We start from the raw sequence: 551 nt of genomic DNA, 5'->3' as shown, positions 1-551 counted from the left end.
CGCAGGAACACCGTGTCGCGGTTGGAGTTGGACAACCCGCGCAGGTAGTACATGTAGGCGATGTTGCGCTGGGTCGGGTAGGTGCGGATGAAGCGGTCGATGGTCGACACCGCGTCGTCGTGCTTGCCGGCCTTGTACTGGGCGTAGGCGCTCTCGATCATCGCCTGCTCGGTGTAGTTGCCGTACGGGTACTGCGCGATCAGGCGCTTGAAGCTGCTCTCGGCGCCGGCCCAGTTGCCGCTCTCCATCTGCGCATGCGCCTTCTGGTAGAGCTGCTCGACCGGCATGCCTTCTTCGGGGTTCTTCTTCTGACGGTGGCAACCCGTCGCCACGACCAGCGTGACCAGCAGCAGGGCGATGAAACGGACGTGCGCGGACAGCGGGACGGAGCGTCGGATCATGGGTTCGGGCGCGGCAGGGCAGGAATACGAAGGGGCGATGATAGCCTAGTGGCCTGTCCTGCGACTGACTATGGCCGCCGCGACCCCCTTTTTCCGACCCAAGCCGTGCCCCTGCCATGCCCCATACCCTGTTTCTTATCCCCATCTCCC

The 551-nt window shown here is 64.2% G+C and carries 1 protein-coding gene; it reads right to left on the bottom strand.

Features of this window, described 5'->3' with window-relative positions; genetic code table 11:
- A partial coding sequence (gene bamD, locus CEK65_RS20870; RefSeq protein WP_152182865.1) for an outer membrane protein assembly factor BamD occupies positions 1 to 401 on the bottom strand: 401 nt, incomplete at its 3' end.
- Positions 402 to 551 lie beyond the last annotated feature (150 nt).

The sequence above is a fragment of the Xanthomonas sp. LMG 12459 genome (assembly GCF_009192905.1).
GTDB lineage: Bacteria > Pseudomonadota > Gammaproteobacteria > Xanthomonadales > Xanthomonadaceae > Xanthomonas_A > Xanthomonas_A sontii.
Note: the sequence above shows the minus strand (reverse complement) of the source record. Positions and strands in the feature narration are given on the sequence as shown.